General features: G+C 69.1%; 15 protein-coding genes. 8 read left to right on the forward strand and 7 right to left on the reverse strand.

Annotation, left to right across the window (positions count from 1 at the left end; translation table 11 throughout):
* Positions 1–17: 17 nt before the first annotated feature.
* Entirely contained in the window at positions 18–749 is a 732-nt protein-coding gene (locus AB7P10_RS08025; RefSeq protein ID WP_428293313.1) for a DUF4124 domain-containing protein, read from the reverse strand.
* A 17-nt stretch (positions 750–766) separates the two neighbouring features.
* Entirely contained in the window at positions 767–1,486 is a 720-nt protein-coding gene (gene pyrE / locus AB7P10_RS08030) for an orotate phosphoribosyltransferase (RefSeq protein ID WP_428293342.1), read from the reverse strand.
* A gap of 10 nt (positions 1,487–1,496) precedes the next feature.
* Between pyrE and AB7P10_RS08035 the strand changes: the two genes are divergently transcribed.
* Positions 1,497–2,291, forward strand: a complete 795-nt coding sequence (locus AB7P10_RS08035) for an exodeoxyribonuclease III (RefSeq protein ID WP_428293314.1) — start codon at positions 1,497–1,499, stop codon at positions 2,289–2,291.
* A gap of 3 nt (positions 2,292–2,294) precedes the next feature.
* On the opposite strand, the gene AB7P10_RS08040 is transcribed toward AB7P10_RS08035, so the two are convergent.
* Positions 2,295–2,765 (reverse strand): DM13 domain-containing protein, encoded by a 471-nt coding sequence (locus tag AB7P10_RS08040; RefSeq protein WP_428293315.1) that lies wholly within the window; start codon positions 2,763–2,765, stop codon positions 2,295–2,297.
* Positions 2,766–2,818: 53 nt separating this feature from the next.
* Between AB7P10_RS08040 and AB7P10_RS08045 the strand changes: the two genes are divergently transcribed.
* Together AB7P10_RS08045 and AB7P10_RS08050 are read left to right on the forward strand one after the other, a co-directional pair.
* Entirely contained in the window at positions 2,819–3,457 is a 639-nt protein-coding gene (locus tag AB7P10_RS08045) for an MBL fold metallo-hydrolase (protein ID WP_428293316.1), read from the forward strand.
* A gap of 106 nt (positions 3,458–3,563) precedes the next feature.
* On the forward strand, positions 3,564–4,283 hold the full coding sequence (locus tag AB7P10_RS08050; RefSeq protein ID WP_428293317.1) for a response regulator: 720 nt from the start codon (positions 3,564–3,566) through the stop codon (positions 4,281–4,283).
* Here the strand turns inward: AB7P10_RS08050 and AB7P10_RS08055 are convergent.
* A complete protein-coding gene (locus tag AB7P10_RS08055; RefSeq protein ID WP_428293318.1) occupies positions 4,272–10,292 on the reverse strand; it encodes an alkaline phosphatase D family protein in 6,021 nt (2,006 codons plus the stop codon). The genes AB7P10_RS08050 and AB7P10_RS08055 overlap by 12 nt on opposite strands.
* Positions 10,293–10,325: 33 nt before the next feature.
* On the reverse strand, positions 10,326–12,146 hold the full coding sequence (locus tag AB7P10_RS08060) for an ATP-binding response regulator (RefSeq protein ID WP_428293319.1): 1,821 nt from the start codon (positions 12,144–12,146) through the stop codon (positions 10,326–10,328).
* Positions 12,147–12,331: 185 nt separating this feature from the next.
* Between AB7P10_RS08060 and AB7P10_RS08065 the strand changes: the two genes are divergently transcribed.
* Together AB7P10_RS08065 and AB7P10_RS08070 are read left to right on the forward strand one after the other, a co-directional pair.
* The gene (locus AB7P10_RS08065) at positions 12,332–14,464 is read left to right on the forward strand and encodes a hypothetical protein (RefSeq protein ID WP_428293320.1); all 2,133 of its coding nucleotides are present in this window, start codon (positions 12,332–12,334) and stop codon (positions 14,462–14,464) included.
* 60 nt (positions 14,465–14,524) lie between these two features.
* Positions 14,525–14,920, forward strand: coding sequence for a hypothetical protein (locus AB7P10_RS08070; RefSeq protein WP_428293321.1), 396 nt, complete (start codon positions 14,525–14,527; stop codon positions 14,918–14,920).
* Positions 14,921–14,944: 24 nt separating this feature from the next.
* On the opposite strand, the gene AB7P10_RS08075 is transcribed toward AB7P10_RS08070, so the two are convergent.
* Positions 14,945–15,811 carry a M48 family metallopeptidase gene (locus AB7P10_RS08075; protein WP_428293322.1) on the reverse strand — a complete coding sequence of 289 codons (867 nt, stop codon included), beginning with the start codon at positions 15,809–15,811 and terminating at the stop codon, positions 14,945–14,947.
* 66 nt (positions 15,812–15,877) lie between these two features.
* On the opposite strand from AB7P10_RS08075, the gene AB7P10_RS08080 reads away from it, so the two are divergent.
* Positions 15,878–17,278, forward strand: a complete 1,401-nt coding sequence (locus tag AB7P10_RS08080) for an AmpG family muropeptide MFS transporter (RefSeq protein ID WP_428293323.1) — start codon at positions 15,878–15,880, stop codon at positions 17,276–17,278.
* Positions 17,279–17,285: 7 nt separating this feature from the next.
* Here AB7P10_RS08080 and AB7P10_RS08085 read toward each other — a convergent pair whose 3' ends face one another.
* Complete coding sequence (locus AB7P10_RS08085; protein WP_428293324.1) at positions 17,286–18,839, reverse strand: class I adenylate-forming enzyme family protein; 1,554 nt, start codon at positions 18,837–18,839, stop codon at positions 17,286–17,288.
* An 87-nt stretch (positions 18,840–18,926) separates the two neighbouring features.
* Between AB7P10_RS08085 and AB7P10_RS08090 the strand changes: the two genes are divergently transcribed.
* Together AB7P10_RS08090 and AB7P10_RS08095 are read left to right on the forward strand one after the other, a co-directional pair.
* On the forward strand, positions 18,927–19,652 hold the full coding sequence (locus AB7P10_RS08090; RefSeq protein ID WP_428293325.1) for a response regulator: 726 nt from the start codon (positions 18,927–18,929) through the stop codon (positions 19,650–19,652).
* Positions 19,649–20,899 carry an ATP-binding protein gene (locus AB7P10_RS08095; protein ID WP_428293326.1) on the forward strand — a complete coding sequence of 417 codons (1,251 nt, stop codon included), beginning with the start codon at positions 19,649–19,651 and terminating at the stop codon, positions 20,897–20,899. The genes AB7P10_RS08090 and AB7P10_RS08095 overlap by 4 nt, the downstream gene beginning before the upstream one ends.
* The last annotated feature ends 483 nt before the right edge of the window (positions 20,900–21,382 follow it).

Below are 21,382 nucleotides of genomic sequence, written 5' to 3' on the forward strand. Positions count from 1 at the left end.
GTAGGGGTGCCGTCGCGTCAGCGCGACGTTGCGGCGCTGCCGGTGCTGCTGGTGCTGCTGGTGCTGCTGGTGCTGCCGGCGCTGCCGGTGCGCACGCCGTTGGCCGCCCAGAGCTGCTTGAGCTTGGCCAGTTCCTCGTCGAAGCGCGCGTTGATGCGCTGCTTCTCCTGGGCCTGCTCGTCCAGGAAACGCTTCTGCACCACCATCTGCTTCTCGTTGTCCTCCAGCTTGCGCCGCAGCCAGCTCGGCGCCTTGCTCACGTCGCTCTGGTAGAACTCCAGTTCGACATCGATTTCCTTGCGCTGCGCCACCAGCGCCAGTTCGCGCTTGTTGACCGCGCCGATCACCTCGTCGATCTGCGCCAGCGCCTCGGCCCGCTCCTTGTCGTGCACGCCCTGGTTGGGGTAGCGGATCAGCAGGGCGCGCTCGCGCCGCCGTTCTTCCAGCACCCGGGCGCGCTGTTCGGCCTCCAGCTTGCGCTGGGCTTCAAGCCGGGCGCGCTCGTCGGCGGTGTAGCTCGGTGGCAGCGTCCGGATGACGGTGCCGGTGTTGCCCATCTGGTGTTGCTCCCGGTCCAGGCACTCGACGATGGGGCGGTCCGACGTGAGGCGGCGGCCCTTGGCGTCCACGCAGGTGTAAATCTGGGCCTGCGCCACCGTGCTCCACAGGCCCGCGCCCAGCAGCAGGGCGCCTCCCGCGGCCCAGAGGCGGGCGCGAGGCAAGGAAGGCAGGGACGGGCGGTGCAACATGGGTAGGGAGTAGGGTATCAGGATACGCCGTAGCGCTGGCGATAAGCCAGCACGCGCTCGCGGTGGGCGTCCTGCTCGCCACCTGCGTGATCCGACAGATACTGCAGCAAATCAGCCAGCCTCGCAATCGTACAAACTTGCATCCCCAGCGTGCGCTGTACATATTGCACGGCACTGTATTCCACGTCGTGCACTTGCCCGTCAGCGCCCACCTCGGTGGCTTTTTCCTGTCGATCCAGTGCGATCGCGATGGCGCTCGGTGTGGCGCCCGCAGCGCGAATCAGCGCGATCGACTCGCGCGCGGCCGTGCCGGCGGACATGACGTCGTCCGCGATCAGCACGCGCCCTTTGAGCGGCGCTCCCACCAGGCTACCGCCTTCGCCGTGGTCCTTGGCTTCCTTGCGGTTGTAGGCAAAAGGCACATTGCGGCCCAGCCGCGCGAGCTCGATGGACACCGCCGCGCCCAGCGGGATGCCCTTGTACGCGGGGCCAAAAATCATGTCGAACCCGATGCCGCTGGCAATGAGGGCTTTTGCATAGAATTGCGCGAGCCGGCCCAGCTTGGCACCGTCGTCGAACAGCCCGGCATTGAAGAAGTACGGGCTTATCCGCCCCGCCTTGGTCTTGAATTCGCCGAAGCGCAGCGCGCCGGCCTCCACGCAGAACTGCACGAACTCCTGCGCCAGCGCCGCATCAATCGGCGCCTCGGCCTGCGCCGCGCCTGTACCCAAACCCATGGAGACATCCTTGTTCAAACTGACCAGCCTCAACCTCAATGGCATCCGCTCCGCCACCACCAAGGGGTTGGAGAAGTGGCTGGCGACGCACGCGCCCGATTGTATTTGCGTGCAGGAAGTCAAGGCCCAGGCAGCGGATGTGAGCGGCCGCTTCGAGCAACTCGCCGGTTTGAAGGGGCACTTTCACTTCGCCCAGAAGAAGGGCTACTCGGGCACAGCGGTGTACACGCGGCACGAGCCCAGCGACGTGGTCATCGGATTCGGCTCGCCCGAATTCGATGCCGAAGGGCGTTTTACCGAACTGCGCTTCGACACCCCGAAGCGCAAGCTCTCCATCCTCAGCGTCTACTTCCCCAGCGGCTCGTCCGGCCCGGAGCGCCAGGAGGCCAAGTACCGGTTTCTGGACGCGTTCTTTCCGCACTTGCAAGCGCTCAAGGGCGGCGGCCGCGAGTTCATCCTGTGTGGCGACGTGAACATCGCGCACCAGGAGAAGGATTTGAAGAACTGGCGCAGCAACCAGAAGAACAGCGGCTTCCTGCCCGAGGAGCGCGCCTGGATGACCAAGCTGCTGGACCAAGGCGGCCTGGTCGACGTCTATCGCCGCCTGCAGCCCGATACCACCGACGCCTGCTACACGTGGTGGAGCAACCGGGGCCAGGCCTACGCGAACAACGTGGGCTGGCGGCTGGACTACCACCTGGCCACGCCAGCCATGGCCGCACTGGCGCGCAGCGAGGCGATCTACAAGGGCGAGAAGTTCAGCGACCACGCGCCGATCACGATCGGCTACGACTTCAAGCTCTGAACCTCAGCGGTACTGCGCCGCCGAGATGAACTCCCGGAAAGTCTCGCACCACACCACCACGGTGTTGTAGGCCGCGAGATCGACGCCGGCGGGCAGCGCGACGATGAAGTTCTCGAAGGTTTTCACGTCGCCCACGCGCAGTGCGCTGGCCTTGATGCGGTGAAACTCCGCCTCGTCCTGCACGAACACGGGCGACAGGTAGAGCTTGTAGTCCGGCCCTGGCGCGAGGCGGCCCATCAACGCGACCGCCGCTGGCCCCACCGACACCGTGCCCTCGCCCCAGTGCAGGGCGTCGCTGCCCGCGAGGTCGCGGCGGAACTGGCCGGTGAACTGCGCCTTCTCGGCCAGTGCGCCGACCTCGGCCCGTGCAGGTGCGTCTGGCGCGATCAGAATCGGCAGCACATAGATGCCGGCGGCGAAACCCGCCAGTGCGACCAGGGCGTGCGAGACGAGCAGCAACAGGGCTTTCTTCATGCGGCCGGTTGTACACCACCGCACCTAGAATCGGGGGACTTTTTCGGGCCATCATGCTGCGTTACCTCACCGTTCCCGTCACCGCGTTCGCGCAGAACTGCTCCCTCGTCTGGTGCGACGAGACCATGGAGGCCGCGGTGATCGATCCCGGTGGCGAACTGGATCTCTTGCTGGCCGAGGTCAAGCGGCTGGGCCTGGACCTCAAGGCGATCTGGCAGACCCACGCCCACATCGATCACGCGGGCGGCACGGCAGAGCTCGCGCGCCGGCTGGACTTGCCCATCGTTGGCCCGCACCCGGGCGACCAGTTCTGGATCACCGGACTGCCGCAACAGGGCGCGATGTTCGGCTTTCCGCCCGCCGAGGCCTTCACGCCCACCCGCTGGCTCGCCGATGGCGACACGGTGCAGGTGGGCCGCTGCACGCTGAACGTGCGCCATTGCCCGGGCCACACCCCCGGCCACGTGGTGTTCCATTCACCCGAGGCAAAGCGCGCCTTCGTGGGCGATGTGCTGTTCGCCGGCAGCATCGGCCGCACCGATTTCCCCCAGGGCAACCACCAGCAACTGCTGGACAGCATCCGCGAGCGGCTCTGGCCCATGGGGGATGAGACCGTGTTCATACCGGGGCATGGACCGGAGAGCACCTTCGGGGAGGAGCGGCGGAGCAACCCCTACGTGCGTGGCACCTGAGGCGGCGGGTGCGACCCGGCCGGGCGCGGGTCTCCGACAAATGGCAGAGTGACATGCGCGCTGCGTGGCGGCATGATGGCGAACCCCATCTGGAGCCGTTTTCGCCATGCGCGTCCTGCTCGTCGACGACCATCCAATCTTCCGCAAGGGTCTGGCCTCGGTGCTGACCGAGGTTGACCCGCGCGTGAGCGTCGAGCACTGCGCCAGTCCGCAAGGGCTGATCGCGCTGCTGCAGCGCGACGGCGCGGCGTGGATCGACGTGGCCATCATGGACCTGCACATGCCTGGTTTCAGGGATTGCGAGGCGCTGGACTACCTGCGCCAGCTGCTGCCGAACGTGCCGGTGGTCGTCGTGTCGCAGGAGGAAGACCCGCGCATCGTGCGCGCCTGCATCGAGAAGGGCGCCTGCAGCTACGTGCCCAAGTCGGCCGAGCCGACGCTGCTGATGGACGCCATGGCGCTCATCCTGCGCGGAGGAGTCTGGCTGCCAGGCAGCAGCCTGCGCATCGTCGAACCCGAGACCCAGCCCTTGCGGCCCAGCACCGTGGGATGGACAGGCCCGCACCTGCGCGTGACCGCTCGCCAGCGCGACGTGCTGCGCGGCGTGGTGCAGGGCAAGACCAACAAGGTCATCGGGCGTGAGCTGGGCATCTCTGACGGCACGGTGAAGACGCACCTGGCCAACCTCATGGCCATGCTGGGCGTGAACACCCGCACGCAAATCATCTACGAGTTGGCGCGGCAGGGCATCCGCGTGGAAGACATCGCGCTCGGTGGCGACGCCGACGCGCGCGCGGCGAACGGCGCGGCCGCCTCACACGTGTAGCACGGCCTCCTGCAGCTCGGCGGGCGTGCTGTCGATGCCGGCTTCAAATTGCCGAAGGTCGCGGCGCACGCCAATCCGGAAGCGTCCCATGCCCAGCCGTTCGATGTGCACCTGGGCCGCGCCGCTGCCGCAGCGGGGCTCACCATTGCCGTTGCAGGGCGCTTGCAGGCGCAGCACCGCGCCGGCGGCCTCCAGCGTTTCGTCCAGATTCAGGTGCTCCGGTGCCGCGTTCGCGTAGGGCAGGGGCGCATAGATCGGCGGCACCACCAGGGCCGCGCCCACCACCTGCTCGTCGGCCAGCACGTGCAGCGCCGTGCTCACGTGGTAGTCGCCCGAGACCAGCAGGAAACGGCACCGGTGATCGCGGCTGCGGGCCACCAGCATGTCCAGCAGTTGCTGGCGTTGCGCGGGCGCGTGTTGCCAGGTGTCGATCGGCCCCGGCGAGGCGGGGTCGGCGTTGCGGTACAGGTCGGGCAGCACCACCGAGCCACTCACGACGACGTTGAGCCGGTCCGGCGTGCCACGATTCAACCAGGCTTGCAGCCGAAGCAGCGTGGCCGCATCGATCACCATGGGGCTCGCGCGCTGGCGGTCGATCCGGCTGTCGAGGACAAACAGTCGAACCGGGCCCAGCGGCCCCAGCTCCGAGTAGCGGTACGACCCGTGTCGGCCACGCACTATCTGGAGTCGCTGAAAACTGGCAACTGCCTCATTGGCCCAGCGACGCCGCTGTTCCTGCTGTTTGCGGTACGGCTTCTGGCCTTGCCATTGGGGCCACGACCATTTGAGCAAGGGGCTCGCCAGCGGGTATTCGTTGATCCACTCGTGATCGTCGGGGGTCATGAGGGTGGGCAGGCTGGCGAGCATGCGGCGCATGCCTGCGGAGGTGAATGCCTTCTCGTGGCGTTCCACGTGTCGCTCGATCGGACTGACCGGATCCGCCAGACCCGCCGTGGCGTCGGCGTAGATCTGGTCGCCCACCAGCAGGGCGAAGGCCGCCCCCTCAGACTGCAGCGCGCGCGTGACGCCGCTGTCGATGCGGTCCTGGTCCACGGTCAAACCGGGGTGGCGGCAGCAGCCGGCCACGAAGCGGGTGGACACGCTCGTGTCCGTCAGGCCTTGGAGCGTCGCAGCCGCCACGGTGAAGCCCACGCGATCCAGCAATGGCGTGCGCGCTGCCCGCCCGTCAAACCGCGCGGCCCGGTTGTGGTGCTGCACCGCGCGCTCGTCATCGAGGAGCTGCTGCGTGATCGCGTCGTCGGGGTCGATCACGTCGATGGCAGTGTCGTGCGTGCCCAGGCGGTGCAGGGTCAGCAGCTGGAAGCGCATCCCGGTGGCAGCGTGGCCCGCCAGCATCGCGCCGGACAGAGGAATGTCGACCCGCGCGCTCCGGTAGGCCAGCGAGCGCCGGCTGTGCGGGCCTGGCCGGTTTGTGGCGCGGATGTGGACCCGCGCGCCGACCGTGACGAACGCGTTCCGGGTGGCGTCGAACAGGCGCACCACCACCTGCGTGGCGTCGGTCTGCGCGGGCGATCCACCGTGCAGGTCGTCGATGACACAGCTCACCCGCACGGTTGCGCCGGCGCCCGTTCGCCGCACCCATCCCAGCAGGGGGCCAACGCGCGGCGCCAGCACCTGCCACTTCGCCGCCGGGGGCTCGGCACGCCAGCAGGTCGCGTCGCAGATGGCCTGGTTGAAGAAACCCACCACATGCCGGAACACGTCGTCGTGGGCGTTCTTTCCGAGCAGCACGTCCAGGTGGCCGTAGCCTTCCACCACCAGCGGGGCTCGCGCCAGCTGCACGCAGGGGGCGTGCTGCTGCTGGAGCCAGTCGAAAGTCAGGTGCGCGCCGCGCACGTCAAACAACTCGTTGGCGCGGCCGTGCAGCAACTGCACGGGCAGCCTCAGGTGCGCGCGCAGGTGGTCGTCGGTGACGTAGCGGTTGACGCCGTCCTCGTCCACGAGCCGCCCGTGCTCGACAAACCGGCGCGCGTGCGAGAACAGCCGCAGGTTGGCTGGGCCGAACAGACGGTTCATCTGGTCCAGCGTGTCGGCGTCCATGTTTGCGTGCTGGAACAGGGGCGCTTCGATGAAGCGGATGCGACGGCAGCTGGCCACACCATCCTCGTTCGAGGAAAAACGGCGCTCCGGCTCCGGCACCGGCATGCTGGAGAGCAGGCGGTCCATCGCCTGCCACAAGCCCCCTTGAGGACCGCGCACGGCAAAGGGCACGTGGTCCATGAGAAGCCGCAACTGGGCCGGTAGCCAGGTCTTGGAGCGGGTCTGCGGGGTTCCCCGCGTGAGGGCGTGCACCTGGCTGAACATTGCGGCCCACAGCGCCGGTACCAGCGCCTGCGGCATCTGTCGCTGCAGGCGGCCGCCGAGCAAAGCCATCCACAGCGCCGCCGCCCCGATGCACTGCCCGAACGCGGCAATCTGGATCAGGCGCCCCCCGCAAACCGCGTCGCCCAGTTGCCCGCGCAACACGCGCTGGATGTGCTCGACCGCCTCGGGCACGTCCCACTGCGCCTGCATGTCCACGTTGCTCGAGCGCTCGGCCTGGCCACTGCGTGTGGACATGCGGCTGTCAAGCACCCAGACTTCGTAGCCGGCCGCGTAGAACGCCTCGGCCAGGTTGCTGCCCGGCAGGCTGCCCGCGGCCTTGTGCGTGTAGCTCAGGCCGGACTGGCCGAAGGCGTGCAGCAGCAGCACCGACTTGACGCGCATCACCGGTGTGGCGTCGTGCATGGCCGCCTCGAAGGCCGGGGCGATGCCTGCGTCGGGCCGCGCTGGATCGCGCCGCGCGTAGCGGTACAAGGGGAGCACGATGCACTCGGTGGGCTCGTCGCCCTGGTCGCTGCTGGAGCGGCCGCGCCGCACGGTGACGGTGTGGCGCTCGGGGTCGAGGTTCCGTGGTGTACCACCCGGCGGCGTCCAGCGCAGGGCACGGTCTTGCGCACTGGCCTGGTCGGGTGCGGGCCGGTTCGAATAGTTCGGCAGCCGGAAGTCGTACAGCCGTGTCTTGATGGCAAAACGCGCGGCGAGCAGCGCATAGCCCGCGAGCACGAGCAAGCCGGTGGTGGTGTCGCCCCGGTTCCCGAGTTGCGCGGCGCGTTCGGAAAACAGGCTGTCGAAGCCCATCTTCATCTCGCACGCGAGCAGGGTGCGGCCACGCCCCGCGACGGTGACCTGTGCGTCCATGAGCTGTTCCCAGTAGCTGGGTCGAACGGGCGGTATTTCTCCGCGGTGCCCGGTCAACCGCCGCCGCAACTGCCGCCAGACCCAGCGCAGCAACTGACCGGGTGTGGCGCGGTACATCACGGTTTTGGTGGCGGTGAGCAGGACCTTTTCAGGGAAGTCGGCGCTGGGCTCGCCACTGGCCGGGTCCAGCCGCATGGGCAGGCGGTAGTCCATCTTGCGCCGCTCGCGCGCGTGCACCATGGCCCGGAAACCGGTCCGAAAATCGCCCGTGCCACCGTCCCGCACGTCGAACCAGCCGCGCAGGATCAACCAGGTGAGCAGCGTGCGCGGCGTGATGGCCAGCACGCCCCAGGCGACGGCGGCGAACAGCCCCAGGGCCAGGGCGGCGAGGGCCGACAGGGGGTGGCCCTGACAGAGCTGCCAGGCCATCCAGACCAGGCCGCTGGCCGGGAGCAGGACCCACACCAGCATCTCCGCGCGGGCACACTGCATCGGCCACCCGCCCTGGCTGCCCCTGCGGTCCATGGGCAGGAAGTCGAACCAGGCCGGTTCGACCCCGTCGCCGGCGGCGTCGCGCAGATAGCGGCGTGCCTCCACGGGCGGGACGGACTGTGCGCCGCTGCCGCCGCTGGTCGCGAACCAGCCCAGGTCCAGCCGCGCCCAGGGGATGTGGAAGCGGTGCCGGGCTTGCGCCAGCGTGGTTTCGAGGTCTTCGCTCGCGAGTTCGGCGTCCAGCCGCACTTCCAGCCGCTGCTTTGGTGTTCGCTCAGCCCAGTCCCCGCTCTCGGGCGCGCTGGCGCGCAGGGTTTCGCGCAGCACGGCGTCGAACTTCGGCGCGGGGCGCAGCGGGTCGCGTAGCTTGCGGGGCTCGGACCGTTGGGGTGTGCATCGCGCTGCCGATCGCGCGGGCAGATGCGCCAGCATCAAGGCCCGCTCGGCCAGCGCCGTGATGGTGAGCAGCGGGTTGCAGCCCAGCGAGGTCGGCACGATGGAGCCGTCCAGCACGTACAGACCCGGGTACACCGCCGGTGCGCTGGGGCGGTCCGGGTCGGGAAAGGTGTCGATGCCGCGCTCCGGCGCCGCCGGGTCGCGCACCCAGACCTGGCCGAGGTGGTTGACCACGCTGGTGCCCGGGTCGTCACCCATGGGGCAGCCGCCCAGGGGGTGCACGCTGGTGAGCCAGCGCGGCGGCGTGGCGCCCGACATGGTGGCGCTGGCACTGGGTGGCAGCAGTTGCCACAGCGGGTTGTGCAGGTGCAGCCCATCACCTTTGAGTTGGTCGAACAGGATTTGCTGTTCTTTGTAGACGCCCATGTCGCCCGGGTCGGGCATCACCATGGCGCTGCTGTCGGTGCCGGGCATCCACAGCATCCGGCCCGGTGAGCCGTCGTGGCCCATGGCCAGCCAGACCTGGGCGCGCGCCGCGAGTTCTGGTGACGCGGCCAGGGGATCGCCCGGTTCGTCTTTTTCGATATGGCCGAGGGGTGCAGCCGCCCGGTAGTGCCCGTTTTCCAGTTGCGCCAGCGTCTGCGTGGTGGCGAGCAGCTCCTGGAACGCGCGCGTGAGTGCGCCGGGGATGGCGCCGTCCTGCAGCAGGATGCGCTTGTTCAGCGGTTTGCCGGTGTCTCGCAGATCCAGCATGTGGGTGATGGTCGGGCCGACGATGTGGGGGTGGTGGTCTGGCACCTCAGGCTGCATGCTCCAGCGCCAGGGCTCGCTGCCGTGCCCCACGGCATTGACCCGCTGCGCGCTGTCGACGTGCACCGAAAGGCTGTCGCCGTTGCCGGACAGGCGGGTGCCCAGGGCCGGCGAGAACGCCAGCCGCTCGCCCGCGAGGGCCTGCGAGCGCTGCAGCAACTGGGTCGAGCCGAGCGTGCCCGCACTGATGACGAGCAGCCGCGTGCGCAGCGTGCGCAGGGTGGACGCGGGGTCTCGCCGGAGGTCGCTCGCGTCGCCCGCCTCCTGCCGCGAGAGCTTCTGCTGTTGTGCGTCGGTGGCAAACACCCGCAGGCGCCAATGCCGGTTGCGCGCGATGCCGACCCACTCGAAGCGGTAGGCCTCGGCATGGGTGACGATCTGTACCCGCCCGGTCCGCAGCGCCAGGGCCAGGTAGGTGGTGCGCAGGTCGCCCTTGGCGCCGGGCACGTTGCAGCCGGACGCGCAGTCGCCGCACTGCCGGCAGGCATCGGGGTTGATGGTGAGACGAACGCGCTCGGTTTCGACGAACTTGCCTTGTCCTGCCAGGGTCTTTGCGGCGCGCTGAAATGCCTCGGCCTTCAGCGGCATGCCGCCGCCAGGCAGTCGGTAGGTCTGCGTTGACAGCGTGTCTTGCGCCCGCTCGAAGGCCTGCGCCAACGGGCTCTCTTCTTCATCGAGGGGCTTGCCGTGCCGTATGGCCATGGGCCAGGCGTCCTGCGCGAAGACGTCGGCGTCGGGGCGGATGACCACGCCGGCGTTGATGAGGCTGCCACCCCCGAGCCCGTTGGCCGTGACGGTGGCCATGCCCTGGCCCACGCTCATTTCGTACAGGCCGGCCGCGGTGCCGACCGGCAGCGCGCGGCCCGGAATGTTGGCGCGCAGCGACTTGGGCAGGCTGGCAAAGTCGTTCGGAAAATCACCGGGCAAGTACTCGCCGCCGCGTTCGAGCAGGAGCACGCGGTATCCCTTTTCCGCCAGGCGCAGGGTGGCCACGCTGCCGCCGTAGCCGGAGCCAACCACGATGGCGTCGAAACGCCGCAGGCTGTCGCAGAAGTTTGTGCGCTCCGCGATCCATTCGCGCCAGGAGATCGAGATCGGTTGTTCCGTCATGTTGCGCTCCTGGCGTGTGGGTGGGTGTCGGTGTCAGCGTTGCAGTGCCTTGACCAGGGCCTGGATGTCCACCGGCTTGCGCAGCACCGCCACGTCCGGCGGGATCGCCAGCGGCGCTGTCTCACCGGTCACCATCACGGCGCGGACGGCGGGGTGCACGCGGCGCAGCTGCTGCACGACCTGCACGCCGTCCTCGCGGTTGGGGCCCAGGTGCACATCGGCCACCACCAGCGTGGGCGGCGGCGCGCTGCCGAGCTTGAGCCAGAGTTCGGTGCCACTGGCGGCGCTGGTGACGGTGGCGCCCGCTTCCTGCAGCCAGTGGGTCATGGCCGCGCGCGCCAGACTGTCGTCTTCCAGCACCACCGCATGCTCGCCCGTGAGCGCCGCGGGCAGCTCGCCGGGTGGCGGTTGGACCACCGACAGGCTGTCGCGGCGCAACCAGAGCAAGGCGGTGGTGCCCTCGTTCTTGCGCGACTCGATGCGCAGCGTCGCGCCCATCAGGTCGGCCATGTGGCGCGCGATCGCCAACCCCAGGCCCAGGCCAGGCACGCCAAACTCCTGCGCCGATGCGCCCCGTGTGAAGGCCTGGAAAAGGCCGCGCTGCTCGTCCTCGCTCATGCCGATGCCGCTGTCGCGCAGCGCGATCAGCACGCCGGCGTCGTGCGCCCTGACCTCCAGGCCTATGGCGCCACTGGGCGTGTACTTGAGCGCGTTGTCCAGCAGGTTGCGCATCACTCGCTGCAGCAGCAGGGGGTCGGCCAGCACCACGGGCTCGACTTCCAGGCGTTGCGTCAGGCGCAGGCCCTTGTCCTCGCACTGGCCGGCATAGCCCGCCAGCGTCGTGCGCAGGAGGGGCAGCAGTTCGACCGGGCAGACCTGGGCCTGCAGGCGGCCGGCGTCGATGCTGGCGATGTCGAGCAAGCCGGAAAACATCGACTCGATCGACTGCGTCGCCTGGCCGATCTCCTCGACCACCTCGCTGCGGCGCAGATCGTTCTGCGTGCGGCGCAGCACGTTGACCAGCAAGGTCAGCGCTTGCACCGGCTGGCGCATGTCGTGGCTGGCGGCGGCGAGAAATCGTGAACGTGTCTCGAAGGTCAGTCGTTGCGCATGGAGCGCGGCTTCCAGTTGCTCGGCGAGCTGCTGATTGCGCGCACCGACCTGCTTTTCCGCCTGCAGCGCCTCCTCCAGCTGCTGGGCCAGTTGCTCATTGCGCTGGCTCTCGACCACCGAATCGCGCAACAGCGATCGCATGCCGCGCGCCAGGCGGTACATCATCAAGGCGCCCATGGTGATGGCCAGACCCATGATCCAGAGTTCCAGGGGCCCCAGGCGCGGCCACAGCGTGGCGAAAATCGTGGTCAGCGTGGCCAGCATGTACAAGGCGTACACCCGGGGCTGCACGCCAAGCACGGCAACCGCGCCCACCACCCAGGCCAGGAGGAGGGTGCCAAGAAACAGGGCGTCGGCCAGTGGCAGGTGTGGCGCGAACAGCGGCAGGCACATGATGGCCATCCAGCCGGTGATGGCGGACACCGTGGTGATCTTCGTGAGTTGCGCGACGCCCGATGCCTCCGCACGGCGCTGCAGCCGCTCGAACCAGGTCTGCCGCAGGACGAAGCCCGCCGCCACCGGGCAAGCCCAGGCGAGGTACAGGGCCCAGCCAGCCGTGGGCACGAAGAGGCCGCCCAGCGCGAGCGTCACAACCAGGGCGGTGACCATGCCCATGCGGCTTTGCTGGATCACCAGCTTGATGCTGCGGGCCAGCAGTTGCGCGTCGATCAATTGCGTCTGGTGAGGGTCCTCAGCCAGCGGCGGAGCTTGCTTGGGCGCGAGGGAGCCGGTCTGGAGCATGGCGGGCACCTTACTGTGGAATGGCCAGGGTTCGTGATCTGCCAAATGGCAGAGGCGCGGGCTCCCCCATCCGTTTATGCCAAGCGCCGGATGGGCGCGCCCCACGCGGGTGAACACACTGATGCCGCGCATCATGCGGCATCTCCCGCATCGCGTGTGCACCACCGTTGCAAGGAGAAGCTCGCATGAAACCGTTTTGCCTGCTCCGTGGCCACGCCGTCGCGGCCACTGTCCTGTCCCTGACCCTGGCCGCCTGTGGAGGCGGTGGCGGCGATGGGGGTGCCGGGGGACTCCCCCCGGCACCCCTGACCAGCCTCTCGGGCACCGCCGCCACCGGCGCCCCTCTGGTGGGCGCCACCATCGTTGTGCGCGACGCCACCGGCGCCCAGGTGCAGGTCTGCCGCGATGCGGCCAGCAACGTCGTGGCCTGCACCGTCGGCGCCGACGGCCGCTTCTCGCTCGGCCTGCGCGACGGTGCCCAGGCGCCGCTGGTGCTGACGGCCACACCGGCGGATGGCGGCCCGGCACAGGTGGGCGTTTCGGCGCAGGCCACCGATGGCAGCACGGCCAACATCACGCCCATCACCACCCTCGTGGCCGCGACGCTTTCGCCCAACGGCAACCCGCACGACCTGAGCGCGGCCGACTTCGACGCGGCCGACCTGCAGACCGCCCTGGCCACCATCGTGAGCGCCCTGCAGCCGCTGCTGGACGCCGTGGGCAGCACGCTCGATCCGCTCACCGACGCCTTTGCCACCGATGGCACGGGCATGGACAAAGCGCTGGACGTGCTGGACGTGCAGATGGGCCTGGACGCCGCCGGCGTGTTTGTGGTGCGCGCCGAGATCAAGCTCAATGGCGACAGCGCGCAACCGGCGTCGCTGGTGATCGCCGCGGGCGGCGCCCCCGCCACGCAGAACATGGCCAGCGTGACCGCCACCTCACTTCCCGCGGACGGCGTGTCCATGCAACTGGCCGCGCTGATGCAGCGCATGGCCGCCTGTTACAACCTGCCGCACGCGCTGCGCGTGAACACCGCCACCACGCCGCACAGCATCATCGCCAGCGCCTGTACCGACCTGTTCGCCAACAGCGACCCTTCCAGTTACCTGCACAACGGCGGGCGCGTGGGGCCCGGGCGGGCCTTCTCCGGCATGTTCGCCAACCGCGACACCGGCGGTCCCACGGGCGGTCTCAACACGCTGACCTTCGACCAGCCCGTGTACGAGTACACCCGCACCGGGGCCGAGGCGGGCGACGTGGTCTTCACTTTCCGCTGGCGTGACCTCAATGGCAACCAGGACTGGGAGCAGGTCGTCGTTCGGCCGCAGAACGGGCAACTGCACTTCATCGGCAACCAGTACCTCTACGACGCGCGCGTGCGCCCGTTCGTGCAGCGGCGCGAGTTCGTGGAATCCGCCTCCAGCGGTTTCAGCTACTTCGCCAGCGGCTACAACACCTTGGCGCGCAACCACCTCGATGGCGCGGGCAACCCGCTGTTCGATCGCGTGCAGTTCGTCTCGCCCAGTGGCCGCGTGCTGACGGTGTGGCCCAGCCCCGGGTTCGACCGCCTGAACTACCGGCTGGCCAACGGCACGGTCTCCGGCACACCCATCGTCAACCTGCAGTGGGCGTACTTCAGCGGTGGCAGCGTCGGGCCATCGGGCACCGACCTGGCCGATCTGGAGACCGGGCGCATCTTCGCGCGCGACGCCTCGGGCAACCCCCAGCCGTGGACGAACGAGCAGATTCAGGCGATTCCCAACCAGGGCCGCTGGCGCGTGGATTTCTTCTTTGCCGGAAATACCGGTACCACGCCCGACGCCACGCAGTGGCACACCACCCAGTCGCGGGCGCAGACCCTGGCCGAGACGCGTGCCCTGGCCTGGGCGGCCGTCGTGCCCGAGGTGGTGGCAATGATGCGCGCCGACATCGACCCCGCGCGCGGCGGCATCCTGTTCGACCAGCCCGACTTCCTCGATCTGCGCTCCCTGTTGCCAGGCGATCCGGTGCACTACTGGAGCGTGCCCACGAACGCGATCGCGCCGACGAACGTGCTCGTCAACGGCACCTACACCGAGGGCGCGCTCGTCCAGCGCTTCAACGACGGTCAGGGCGTGCGTACGACAGCCACCACCACGACCATCTATTGCTCACCCGCGAGCGCGGCCGATGTCCATTGCGAGCTCGACGGCAGCGGCAACAGCACCGGCCGTTTCCGCGCCGGCAACGTTGTGAACACGCTCGAACTCTGGGCGCGAGACGGGAGAGGCGTGGAGCGCTCGCACCTGTACGCGCTCTACCAGCGGCTGCCCTGACGTCCGCCTTGCACCAGTCCCTCAACGCCCCACACCGGGCTTTTCACCAGGAGCCATGTCATGAAAACACTCAAGATCGCCATCCTTTCGGGTCTCTGCGCCATCGCAGCCGGCTGTGCCACACCGGGGCCCGGCGTTCCCAAGGAGTTTCCGCCCGAAGCGCAAGCGGCCAGCGCTCAGGTGCTCAAGGAACGCCTGAGCGGACGCGGCTTTGTCGCGCGCCAGGCCAATGGCATGGGCTGGGACATGAATTACGCCGCGGACGGGCGCTTCGCCATGCGCCTGAGCAATGGCCAGGCCGACCAGGGGCGCTGGCGCGTGGAGGACAACCGCCTGTGCATCGCGTTCGAGGGGACTTTCCCCAGCGGTTGCTCGGAGATGCGCGTGAGCGCCAGCCGGCTCTACCTCAAGCGTGGCACCACCGGCGAGGTGGTGGCGTTCGACGCCAAGCCCTGATGCCCTTCGCCGGGCGCGCTGCGGTCAGCCGCGCCGCGCCTGCTCGTACAACCCCTGCACCTTGGGCACGTTGGCCTCCAGCTCGCGGATGCGGTTGGGGCCACTGGGGTGGGTGGAGAGGAAGCCCGGTCCGGCGCCGCCGCCGTTGGCGGTCATCTTCTGCCACAGGCTCACGGCGGCGCGCGGCTGGTAGGCCGAGCGGGCCGCGAGTTCCAGGCCGACCAGGTCGGCCTCGGTCTCGTCCTCGCGGCTGAACTTGAGCGTGAGCAGCTGCGTGCCCAGGTTGGCCGCCACGTCGCCGAGCTGGCCCAGGCCCAGCAGTTGCGCGACGATGGACAGGCCCATGCCGGTGGCGCTGCTCTTGGCCACGCGCGAGCGCGCGTGTTCGCGCAGCGCATGCGCCATTTCATGGCCCATGATCATCGCGGTTTCGTCGTCCGTCAGGGCCAGCTTGTCCAGGATGCCGGTGTAGAACGCGATCTTGCCGCCGGGCATGCAGAAGGCGTTGACCTGCGCGCTCTGGATCAGGTTCACCTCCCACTTCCATTGTCGGGCCCGGTCGTTCCACTGCGCCGAATGGGGGATGATGCGCTGAGCGATACCGCGCAGGCGCTGCACCTGCGGATGGCTGGCGGGCATCAACACCTTCTTGGCGCTGGCCTCGGCCATCATCTGCCCGTACTGCTGGCCGGCAGCGTTTTCGAGTTCGGCAGCCGGCACCAGATTGCGCAGGGCGGAGCCCGACCCCACGTCGACCTGGGCCACCGCTGGCAGCGCGGCGGTCCCTGCGGCGGCGGCACCCGCGAGCACGAAGGCGCGCCGGGCCGACCACACATGTTCGGGCTGCGGGTCGGGGCGCTGGGAAGACTTGAGGTCGCAGAGCAGGCACATGCGTGAATAATAGTCAAAGCCGGGCGTTCGCGCCTGTTCGCCACGCCGTTCAACCCTTCTCCGCGCATGCCCCCACCTCCCACGCTGCCCACGAGCGCCGCCGCTGCCAACCCGGCCGGAGCGCAGGACGCGCCCGCACGGCCCACCTGGGGCGAGACCTTGCGCGTCTACCTGGAGCCGGCCAGCCTGCGCATGTTCGCGCTGGGCTTTTCCGCCGGGCTGCCGCTGCTGCTGGTGCTGGGCACGCTGAGCTTTCGCCTGCGCGAGGCCGGGCTGGACCGCACCACCATCGGCTACCTCAGCTGGGTGGGGCTGGCCTATGGCTTCAAGTGGTGCTGGGCGCCGCTGGTGGACCGGTTGCCGATCCCGCTGCTCACGCGCTGGATGGGGCGGCGGCGCAGTTGGCTGCTGCTGTCGCAGGCGTTCATCATGGCCGCGCTGGTGGGCATGGCGCTGGCCGATCCGCGCAGCGAACTCACGCTGGTGGTGTGGTGCGCGCTGGCCGTGGCCTTTGCCTCGGCGACGCAGGACATTGCGCTGGACGCCTTCCGCATCGAGTCGGCCGACGTGCGCCACCAGGGTGCGCTGGCGGCGACCTACCAGACGGGCTACCGCCTGGCCATGATCTGGGCGGGCGCGGGCGTGTTGTGGATTGCGGCGCGCGCCGAGGTGGCGCCTGCGCTGGCCACCACGGGCGCCGCGTCGGGTGTGCTGTACCAGCAGGCCGCGTGGACAACCGCGTACCTGGTGATGGCCGCGAGCATGCTGGTGGGCGTGCTCACCGTGCTGTTCTCGCGAGAGCCCGCGCGCGTCGAACTGCCGCCCGCCCGGAACGCGGCGGAATGGTTGCGCGGCGCGCTGATCGAACCCTTCGCCGATTTCCTCAGGCGCTACGGCAAACAGGCGCTGCTGATCCTGGCGCTGATCGGCGTGTACCGCATCAGCGACGTGGTGATGGGCATCATGGCCAACCCGTTCTACGTGGACATGGGCTACACCAAGGACGAGGTGGCGGCCGTCACCAAGGTGTTCGGGGTGATCATGACGCTGGTGGGTGCCTTCATCGGCGGCGCGCTCTCGCTGCGCCTGGGCGTGATGCGCGTGCTCATGCTCGGTGCGATCCTGTCGGCCGCGAGCAACCTGCTGTTCGCCTGGCTGGCCGGACACGGCCACGATGTGACCGCACTGGTGCTCGTGATCTCGGCCGACAACCTCAGCGCGGGCGTGGCCTCGGCCGCCTTCATTGCCTACCTCTCGGGGCTGACCAACATCCGCTACTCGGCCACGCAGTACGCGCTGTTCAGCTCGATGATGCTGCTCGCGCCCAAGTGGCTCGCGGGCTACTCGGGCGCCTTCGTCGACGCCTACGACTACGCCACCTTCTTCACCGCGACCGCCTGCCTGGGAGTGCCGGTGCTGGCGCTGATCTGGCTGGCCACGCGCTTGGTCCCGGTGGAGAAGGCCTGAGGGCCGCTCAGGTCGTGGTCTCGGCGAGCAAGGCCTTCAGCGCAGGCTTCTGCACCTTGCCCAAGGCGGTTTTCGGCAGTGCGTTCAGCCGTTGCCAGCGGCGCGGCCACTTGTAGCGCGCCAGCCGGCCGTCCAGGAAGGCTTGCAGCGTCGCGGCCCAGTCGCCTTCCGCGCCCTCCCGCAGCACGACCACCGCCACCACCACCTCGCCCCAGCGCGCGTCGGCCTGGCCGACCACCGCGCACTCGGCCACCAGCGGGTGTTGCGCCAGCAGGTTCTCGATCTCGGCCGGGTAGAAGTTCTCGCCGCCGGAGATCAGCATGTCCTTGGCGCGGCCCACCACGGTGTAGCTGCCGTCGGTCGTCTGCCGCGCAAGGTCACCGCTGTGGAAGAAGCCTTCGGTGTCGCAGGCCGGCAGGTCCGGCCAGTAGCGCCGCACCACGTTGGGCCCGTGCACCCACAGTTCGCCGACGGCGCCGTCCTCGACGGGCCGACCCTGCGGGTCGCGCAGGCTCACCGCCACGCCCGGCGCGGGCCAGCCGCAGCTGCCCAGGTGGCTGGTGGCGTGCGCGGGCGGCAGGGCGATCGAGAACGGCCCGGTTTCTGTGCTGCCGTACACGTTGCACACCGGCACGCCGCGCGCGTGCACGGCTTCGATGAGTGGCGCGGGCAACAGGCTGGAGCCGGCCCAGATGGCGCGCAAACAGGACAGATCGGTACCGGCCCAGGCAGGGTGCGCGGTGAGCGCCTGCAGGGTGGCGGGCACCTGCAGCGTCAGCGTGGGGCGTTCGCGCTCAATGGCCTGAAGCGTGGCCGTGGCGTCGAAACGGGCGTGCAGCAGCACCTGCGCACCGACCGAGAGCGCCGGCAGGGTCTGGATGCACAGGCCACCCACGTGGAACAGCGGCAACACGGTCAGCACGGTGTCGCGCTCGCTCATGGCCTGCACCTGCGCGGCGATGGCCATGTTGGCCAGCAGATTGCCCTGGGTGTGCACAGCGCCCTTGGGCGCGCCGGTGGTGCCCGAGGTGTACACCAGCAGAACCGGGTGCTCGGCCGTGCCCACGCCGGGCGCTTCCGGCGCACCCACCGCGTCGGACGCGAGCGCCTGCACCGGCAGCGTGGTGGTGCCAGTCTGTTGCGTCAGTGTGTGCGCCGCATCGGCCAGGGCCTCATCGTGCACCAGCAGCGTGGGCGTGCAGTCCCGCAGCACGGCGGCCCACTCGGCGGGCGCCAGGCGGTGGTTCAGCGGCACCAGCAACGCGCCCAGGCGCGCCAGCGCGAACAGCAGCACGACCTGCGCCGGGTGGTTCAGGCCGAGCCAGGCCACGCGGTCGCCGGCCTTGACCCCCTGCTTTCTGGCGAGCCGGTGTGAGAGGGCCAGGCTGCGCTGCGCGAGCGTGTCGAACGTGAGGCTGGCCCAGTGCCTGTCCGGCCTGGCCTGGACCGGGTCGTGCCAGCGCAGGGCCATTGCCTGCGGGCGCTCCCGCGCCAGCCGATCGAGCAAGGCCCCCAGCGAAGGTGCGGGCAGGGCAGGTGCGGGAGAGGTGGGTGCCGGCATTTACAGGACTTTACGCGAGCAGCAAGTTCGCTTCACAGACCACGGGCAGGATGGGTGTCTCCGGTGGACGCCGCTACACTGAAAACCATGACATCCCGACTGCTGATGATCGAAGACGACAGCCGCCTGGCGCAGATGGTGGTGGAGTACCTGGGCCAGTCGGGCTTTGAACTGACCCACGCCACCGATGGCGAGCAGGGGCTCGAACAGCTGCAGCTGCTGCAGCCCGAGCTGGTGATCCTGGACCTGATGATGCCCGGCATCGATGGCCTGGAGGTCTGCCGCCGCATCCGCGCACTCCCCGGCGACGCGGGGCGCGTGCCGGTCATCATGCTCACCGCCAAGGGCGACCCCATGGACCGCGTGATCGGCCTGGAGATCGGGGCCGACGACTACCTGCCCAAGCCGTTTGAACCGCGCGAGCTGCTCGCGCGCGTGCGCGCGGTGCTGCGCCGCCGTGGCGATGGCAATGGCGGAGGCCATGGCAGCGTCTCGCGCACCACGCCCGTGCTGCGCTTTGGCTCGCTGGACATCGATCGCGACGCGCGCACCGTGCAGGTGGCAGGCCAGCTGTGCGAGCTCACCTCGTACCAGTTCGACCTGCTGGTGGCCATGGCCGAACGCGCCGGGCGCGTGCTCACGCGCGACCAGATCATGGAAGCGGTGCGCGGCCGCGAGCTCGAGGCCTTTGACCGCTCCATCGACGTGCACATCGGCCGCATCCGCAACGCCATCGAAGCCGACAGCAAGGACCCCAAGCGCATCCTCACGGTGCGCGGCGTGGGCTACGTGTTCGCCAAGCAGCAGGAATGAGCAGCCTGTTCGGTTCCCGGCTCTACGTGCGCATCTGGCTCGCCGTGGTGGCGGCCGTGACCGTGCTCACGCTGGTGGTGGGCTGGCTGTGGCAGCAGGCGCTTGATCAGGACCGGGCCGAGCGCGAGGCGCGCGTGACCCGCACGATCATCGTGCGCGACGGTGCGCGCGACATCATTGGCCAGGCGCCTGCGCGCGCGGTGAGAATCCCCGGTGAAGGCTGGGAGTTCGAGGTGGCGATGAAGGACGGGCAGACGCTGTACGTGCTGCTGCCGCGTTCCAATCGGCCCGCCAACAACCCAGGGCGGCGCGCGCCCGAATGGCTGCAGACGCCCACCGGCTTTGCCTGGCTGCTGGGCCTGGTGGCGCTGGCGGTGGCCTTCGGTGCCTACCCCATCGTGCGGCGGCTCACCAAGCGTCTGGAGGCTTTGCAGAAGGGCGTGGAACGCTGGGGCGAAGGCGACCTGTCCACCCGCCTGCCGGTGCAGGGACAGGACGAGGTGGCCTTTCTCGCGGCCCGGTTCAACACCGCGGCCGAACGGGTGCAGACCTTGCTGCAGTCCCACAAGTCGCTCCTGGCCAATGCCTCGCACGAGCTGCGTTCGCCGCTGGCGCGCATCCGGATGGGCCTGGAGTTGCTCGGGCGTGACAGCGCCAGTGCGGGGCAGCGGGCCGAGATTGGCCGCAGCATCGACGAGCTCGACCAGTTGATCGACGAAATCCTGCTGGCCAGCCGGCTGGACCTGCGCGATGCGCGCGACGCATCCGCGCTGGGCCCGACCGAAGAAGTGGACCTGGTGGGTCTGGCCGCCGAGGAATGCGCGCGCACCGGGGCGGAGCTGGACATCGCGCCGGGCGCGTCGCCCGTGCTGGTGCAGGGGCAGGCGCGGCTGCTGCGGCGCGTGCTGCGCAACCTGCTGGAGAACGCCCGCCGCTATGGCGTTCAGTCCGCTGCGGGCGACGCGGAGCCGGTCCGGCTGAGCGTCCTGGTGCCGGTGTCCGGCCCGGGCGGTCGTGGCCGTCGCGCCGTGCTGTGGGTGGAAGACAGGGGCCCCGGTGTGCCGCCCGACCAGCGCGAGCGCATCTTCGAACCCTTCTACCGGTTGCCGGGTGCCAGCGAGCGTGAAGGCGGCGTGGGCCTGGGCCTGTCGCTGGTGAAGACCATCGTTGAGCGCCACAGTGGCCGCGTGCGCTGCGAAGACCGCCCGGGTGGTGGCGCGCGCTTCGTGGTGGAGCTGCCGGCGTGAGCGGTGCGCCCGGGCAGCGTGCCGCTTGTCCGCGTGAGGGGCCTTTGATCCTTCGGGCCGAAGGAGCCAAGGCCAGGACAGTGTCTTGATTTTTCGAGGAATTTTCGGGTTTTATTACCCAAGGAAATCAGCCCTTTCCCACAAATGGGGGATGGCAGAAATTCTTGACGCGGCGCACAATTCGCGTCGATGCTGTCACAACGTCACAACAACAGATCCGGCAAACACCACACGTCATGAAAAACGTTTGAATCTGGTCTCCCAACGACGTCCCTTCAAGGACTTTCAAAAGCCGCCTCTCAAGCGAGCCGTTCAATTAAGGTGTTGACGCACCTAGAAGTCTGATAGAACCCTCGGTATTCACCGGGTTCTTTTTTGACGAGAAGCTACAAACGCAGAAACGCAGGGGGTCAAGGGCGCGTCCCCCTTGAATACGAAGGCCTTCAGCTGAATTTCTGTCGCAATCTGGAGTGCGAGAACTTC

This window comes from Hydrogenophaga sp., from assembly GCF_050182545.1.
Classification (GTDB): Bacteria; Pseudomonadota; Gammaproteobacteria; order Burkholderiales; family Burkholderiaceae_C; genus Hydrogenophaga.